Genomic DNA, 4,816 nt, shown 5'->3' on the forward strand with positions numbered 1-4,816 from the left:
GCTGGACTGCGGCCTGCACTGCGTCCTCGAGACCCGCTCCCGCGCCGAGGGCCAACGCCAGGGTTGAGCAGAACCGGTCGCCGGCTCCGCACGGGTCCGCAGCTCCGATGGCAGGTGCAGGAACCAGATGCGGCAGCTCTGCGCCTTCACCCTGCCTGTGGAGGAGCGCCCCGCGCTCACCCAGCGTCACAATGACCGCTTTGCTGTGCCAGCGCCGCTCCAGGAGCGCTGCGGCGTCAGCTGCTTCCCGCACCGTGTCGGCCCTGCTGCCCTGTCCCGCTCCCGCCGCTTTGAGCGCTTCGCTGAGGTTCGGCGTCACGGCGGCGGCTCCGCGAACCGGGGCGGGTCCCGCTGGATGCGGATCCCATACCACCGGGATCCGGGGTGCGATCCGCTCCAGCAGCTCCCGCAGTTCAGGATTGGCGGCCAGCCCGCGCCCGTAGTCGGACACCAGTACGACGTCGGCACTTTCCACTGCGCGCAGCATCCCACCGGTCACCGGCGGTACCGGTGCTTCCGCGCACCCTTCATCGAACCGTACGATGGCGTGGCCGCCTGCCCGGATCCTCGTTTTCACCGGCGTGGGGGCGCCGGAGGGTCCGGTGACGAGGGGAATGTCGGTGAGCTCCGCGCGCAGGTGTGCCGCGGCGTCGTCGTCGGACAGGACCGTGACGAGTTCAACTGTTGTTCCCTGCCGGCCCTCCTGCACATCCTGTTGGAGCATGCGGGCCACCAGGCCTGCACCGCCGGCGCGGCGGCGGGCGGCGGCGACGTCAACCACGGGCACCGGAGCATCCGGGCTCAGGCGGCTGGCATCTCCCGACAGGTCGACGTCGAGGAGCACATCGCCCACGACAACGATCTTCATGATCCCTCCCCTGCCCGGCAGCGCCTTACCTCCGAGTCAAACGCCCTGCAGATGGCGTGGAGCGCGATGAGGTGGCCCTCCTGTGCGTTCGCGGATCGCGCCTCCACCGCTACGTAGTCATCGCACACAGCAGTAAGCGGGTTGGGGGCGGGACCGGTGAGCGCCCAGCTCGTGACGCCGATCTTTCGGGCCGCTTCGGCGGCGCGCAGCAGATTCGGGCTGTTTCCGCTGGTGCTCAGGAGCATCAGGACGTCGCCCTCCCGGCCGTGGCCCTGCACCTGACGCGCGAACATGTTCTCGTAACCGTAATCATTGGCGATCGCGGTGACCGAGGAGGAATCTGCGTGCAGGGAGATCGCCGAGAACGGTTCGCGGTCACCGTCGAACCTGCCTACCAGCTCTGCGGTGAGGTGCTGCGCTTCCGCCGCCGATCCGCCGTTCCCCGCCGCCAGCAGGCGCTGACCGGCCATGAGCCGCTCGGCGAGGTCCACCCCCCAGTCGGCGAGGTGGGCAGCCGAAGCCATCAGCGACTCCACCGCGGGAAGCACCTGCTGCAGATGTCCCACCACGGCGTCGAAGGCTCCGGATCCGGGAGCCGGCGCCGGAACGGGATGCGGCGGAACTGCGACCAGCGGCTGCCGGCGTCCGGGACGGACTGTGGCCAGGTATTCGGCGCTCATCGTGCGCTCCTTCCTGTGCTTTGTAGACGTGAACTGTGTGCAAGTGCTGCCGCGCTGCCCTGCTGCGCTCCCCGGCGGCCGGACTGGGAATGCCCGTTCGCCTGGTTGAGGGTGAGCTGGTAGGCCTTTTCGGTGTCCGCGGCAATGCGGTCCCAGGAATAGCGGGCGTTGACCCGGGCGAGCCCTGCCCGCCCAAGCTCCCGTGCTGCCTCCGGGTTCTCGATCACCTGGCGGATGGCCTCGGCGAGCGCACCCACGTCCCGCGGCGGCACATGCAGCCCGGTCTGGCCGTCCACCACGGTGTCGATCAGCCCTCCGACGGCTGCAGCGATCACCGGGACGCCGCAGGCCATCGCTTCGAGCGGGACAATGCCGAACGGCTCATACCAGGGCGCGCAAATCACCGCATCGGCACTGCGCAGCAGCTCCGGCATCCGCTCGCGGGGCACCTGCCCCTCGAGTGCCACCTGGTCCGCAACCCCAAGCTGCGCTGCGAGGGCCAGCAACCGCTGGACTTCCGGGTCCTCTTCGAGGCGCTTGGCATCGCCTCCTCCACCGGCGATGACCAGTTCGACGTCGTGAATCCCGCCGTCCGCAAGCGTCCTCAGGGCGCGGATCGCCAGGTCGACGCCCTTGCGCGGAACCAGCCGCCCGACGCTCATGATGCGATGCGTTCGCCGGCGGGGGGCGGCGGGGCCGTCAGCACCGAACAGCGTCAGGTCCACTCCGCACGGCGCCACCGATACGCGGGTGCCGGCGACGCCCATCGCTTTCAGTTCGAACACCTCGTCGGAGCAGGTGGCGATAACCCTATCGGCCTGGCGGCCCACGGAGGGTTCCAGCCAGGCGCGTTCCATCGGGCTGGTGTCTTCCTTCCCCTGATGCCGCCGTTTGACCGTCCCGAGTGCGTGGAAGGTCTGCACCACGGGGACGGCATAGCCCATGTCCTCGCGCCGCGCCGCGTCCAGGGCCGCAAGACCGGACATCCAGAAGTGCCCGTGCACGAGGTCCGGCGGACGTGTTCCCCAGTCCGCTGCAATGCCGTCGGCAAGCGCTCCCATATAGGGCAGCAGCTCATCCTTGGAGATGGCGGCTGGCGGGCCGGCGTCGACATGGACGACTTCAAGTCCAGCGCCGGCCTGTACCCTCTCGGGCAGGTCCTCGCTGTCCCTCCGCGTGTACACGGTGATGGTGTGGCCCCGCCGTGCCAGCGCCAGGGACAGCGCGGCAACGTGCACGTTCTGCCCGCCGGCGTCCACCCCGCCGAGTGCTGCGAGCGGGCTCGCGTGCTCCGACACCATGGAAATCCTCATTGTGGTCTCCTCTCAGAAGCTGCAGGAATGCGCGTGCGTTCCGCTGTCTGGCCCAGAATCTCGTCCCATGCCTGAAGGAACGCCGGCAGTCCGTAGCGAGCAAGTGCTACCTCGCGGGCAACCTGTCCGCGGGCGTGGGCCTCGGAGGGGTCCTCCACAAGCAACCGGACCGCCGCACACAGCTCATCGACGTCGGTGGAGAGTGCCCCTGCCTCCGGTGGAACGGCACGGGCCGCCTCGGTGGTAGCCAGCGCAATGACAGGCATGCCGAGATGCATGGCCTCAAGCAAGGCCAGGCCGAGCGACGTCCACCGCAACGGGTGGACGTACAGCCGGCGCCGCGCGAGTTCTGCGTGCAGCGCCGCCGTCGGCAGGTCCCCGCAGACGGTGAGTTCATCGACTCCCAGGCCAAGTGCGTTGGGCAGTTCTGCTGTACCCATGCCGAAAACGTCGAGGGGCGCCGCGCGGCTGAACTGCGGAAGGAGGTCAGTACCGGTCACCCGTCCGCGCCGCACCGGCTCGTTCACGACGACGGCGGCGCGCGCCAGTTCTCCGGTGTAGAGCGGTCCCGGGTCCACGATTCCGTGTTCCACCACCACCGCGGGGGCCATCCCGTTGTCCCAGAAGAGCCTGTTGAAATGGGTGACGTGGACAATCGGAATCTCACTCTGCCCGGCCAGCGGGTGCAGCGTCGTCGGGATGTCGCCCTTGGGCGTGTTGTGTTCGAGGAAAACCGCAGGAATGCCGACGCCCGGCCTGCATCCGAGCAGCCGCTCGACAGCCTCGAGCTCCTCGAGCCGCTGCAGGATCACCATGTCCGGCTCAGCTTCCCGCAGGTCCTCCGGCGCCACTTCCCGGACGGAGCCGGGCCAGTGGCGGCCGGCGCGGCCGAGTCCCCATGCACCTCCCTCGGGCGTGGTGGGCAGCAGGTACTCGTGAGAGCCGCGCACAAAGGCGTCGGTCCAGCCGCCGTGAACGTGCCAGAGCAGTATTTTCATACGTTCCTCGTTTCTCTTCTGCTGGCCAGCGACGGCACGCCGGCGAGCAGCCGCATCAGCGCGGCGAAGGCTTCCTCGGGACTGACATTGGCGAGGCAGGGGTGACCGAGAACCGGACAGTCGCGGGCCCGGGTCAGCTTGCAGGGTGCGTCCTGCTCCCCCAGCAGCTCTACCGGCACCCGGTACGGAGCCCACCGGATGGCCGGCACAACCGGGGAGAACAGGCTCACCACGGGGGTGCCCACGGCTGCAGCCAGATGAGCCGGCCCGGTATTTCCGACGACGACGGCGCCGGCTCCTGCAAGAACCCCCGCCATGGTCTGAAGATCCGTTTGCCCGCCAAGGTCAATGCCGTCCGGGCCGGCCACCGTGGCCGTCAGTTCGCGCTCGCTGTTTCCTCCGGTGACCACCACGCGGTAGCCGGCGCCGGTCAGCAGCTCCGCGAGCGCCGCATGGTGCAGCGGCGGCCAGGTGCGGGCGGGCACAGCTGCGCCGGGGTGCAGCACAATATAAGGTTCGTTTCCCACCAGGTGGGTCACATCGGGGACGTCGCGCACGGAAAGCCGGCCGTCGTCGTCGTCGGGCAGGTGGTGGCCTGCGGCAGCGGCAATCCGCAGCGCTCGCTCAGCCTCCGGCTGGTCCTCGGGGAAGTCCTCACCGGGCTTCAGCCGGACGTCCAGGAGGCTGCCCGCGTAGTCGACGGATGCACCGGTAATCCGCTGCACACCGGCCAGGCGCAGCAGCATCGCCAGCGGCAACGGTGACTGATGGAATGAGGTCAGGATGACGGCCTCCGTGATGCCCGCCGCCGTCACAGCCTCCTGCAGGACATTCAGGTGCTCGTGCGTGACCTCAGGCGCCGGCGCCGTGATCCAGGGACAGTCCCAGACAAGAACGTCGGAAACTCCCGGGAGCAGCCGTGCGCCCGCTGCACCCTGCGGACCGCACACCATGACG

The 4,816-nt window shown here is 69.2% G+C and carries 5 protein-coding genes; all 5 read right to left on the reverse strand.

The window, feature by feature from the left end; all coding sequences use genetic code 11:
* Nucleotides 1-868, reverse strand: an 868-nt coding sequence (locus P4U43_RS17585) for a bifunctional heptose 7-phosphate kinase/heptose 1-phosphate adenyltransferase (protein ID WP_277359894.1), incomplete at its 3' end; no start/stop codon positions are given.
* On the reverse strand, nucleotides 865-1,548 hold the full coding sequence (locus tag P4U43_RS17590) for a D-sedoheptulose-7-phosphate isomerase (protein WP_277359895.1): 684 nt from the start codon (nucleotides 1,546-1,548) through the stop codon (nucleotides 865-867). The genes P4U43_RS17585 and P4U43_RS17590, both read right to left, overlap by 4 nt.
* Entirely contained in the window at nucleotides 1,545-2,861 is a 1,317-nt protein-coding gene (locus P4U43_RS17595; RefSeq protein ID WP_277359896.1) for a glycosyltransferase, read from the reverse strand. Before P4U43_RS17595 ends, P4U43_RS17590 begins: the two co-directional genes overlap by 4 nt.
* The gene (locus tag P4U43_RS17600; protein ID WP_277359897.1) at nucleotides 2,858-3,859 is read right to left on the reverse strand and encodes a glycosyltransferase; all 1,002 of its coding nucleotides are present in this window, start codon (nucleotides 3,857-3,859) and stop codon (nucleotides 2,858-2,860) included. The genes P4U43_RS17595 and P4U43_RS17600 overlap by 4 nt, the downstream gene beginning before the upstream one ends.
* Nucleotides 3,856-4,816, reverse strand: a 961-nt coding sequence (locus P4U43_RS17605) for a glycosyltransferase family 9 protein (RefSeq protein WP_277359898.1), incomplete at its 5' end; no start/stop codon positions are given. The genes P4U43_RS17605 and P4U43_RS17600, both read right to left, overlap by 4 nt.

The sequence above is a fragment of the Arthrobacter vasquezii genome, assembly GCF_029455255.1.
In the GTDB taxonomy this organism is placed as follows: Bacteria; Actinomycetota; Actinomycetes; order Actinomycetales; family Micrococcaceae; genus Arthrobacter_D; species Arthrobacter_D parietis.

Coding starts and splice junctions, on each gene's coding strand:
- P4U43_RS17590 (WP_277359895.1), bottom strand. CDS start 1,548: ATGAGCGCCGAATACCTGGCCACAGTCCGTCCCGGACGCCGGCAGCCG.
- P4U43_RS17595 (WP_277359896.1), bottom strand. CDS start 2,861: ATGAGGATTTCCATGGTGTCGGAGCACGCGAGCCCGCTCGCAGCACTC.
- P4U43_RS17600 (WP_277359897.1), bottom strand. CDS start 3,859: ATGAAAATACTGCTCTGGCACGTTCACGGCGGCTGGACCGACGCCTTT.